General features: G+C 64.9%; 1 protein-coding gene. It reads left to right on the forward strand.

Features of this window, described 5'->3' with window-relative positions; all coding sequences use genetic code 11:
• The coding region (locus AC07Z7_RS25105) for a putative bifunctional diguanylate cyclase/phosphodiesterase (protein WP_494768049.1) at positions 1 to 838 on the forward strand (838 nt) is incomplete at both ends.

Below are 838 nucleotides of genomic sequence, written 5' to 3' on the forward strand. Positions count from 1 at the left end.
TGCAAAACGCCGCCACCCAGGCAGAAACCGTGGCCGAGAAACTCCTGGCCAACCTGAACCAGCCCTTCGACCTGGACGGCGCACAGCACTACAGCACCCCCAGCATCGGCATCACCCTGTTTGGCGACGAACGCCTCACCGTGGACGAACTCCTCAAACGCGCCGACCTGGCCATGTACCAGGCCAAAGCCGCAGGGCGCAACACCCAGCGCTTCTTCGACCCCGACATGCAGGCGGCAGTGAATGCCCGCTCCAACCTCGAAGCCGACCTGCGCCAGGGCCTGGCCCGGGGCGAGTTGCTCGTGCACTACCAGCCCGTGGTAGACCACCACGCCCGCCTCATGGGCGCAGAAGCCCTGGTGCGCTGGCGCCACCCCCAGCGCGGCATGATCAGCCCCGGCGACTTCATCCCCCTGGCAGAACAGACCGGCCTCATCCTCCCCCTGGGCCAATACGTCCTCCAGACCGCCTGCGAACAACTGCAGCGTTGGAGCCAGCACGACAACACCGCCCACCTGTCCATCTCCGTCAACGTCAGCGCCCGCCAATTCCGCCAGCCCGGCTTCGTGGCCGAAGTGCTGCAAACCCTCAAGAACCACAACGCCGACCCGCGCAAACTCAAACTCGAACTCACCGAAAGCCTGCTCTTGGGAGACATCGAAGACACCATCGCCCGCATGGTGCAGCTCAAGAGCGAAGGCGTGGGCTTTGCGCTCGATGACTTTGGCACCGGCTACTCCAGCCTGAGTTACCTCAAGCGCCTGCCGCTGGACCAGGTGAAGATCGACCAGAGCTTCGTGCGGGACGTGCTCTCGGACCCGAACGACGCGGCGATCGT

This window comes from Acidovorax sp. GW101-11A03 (genome assembly GCF_059424825.1).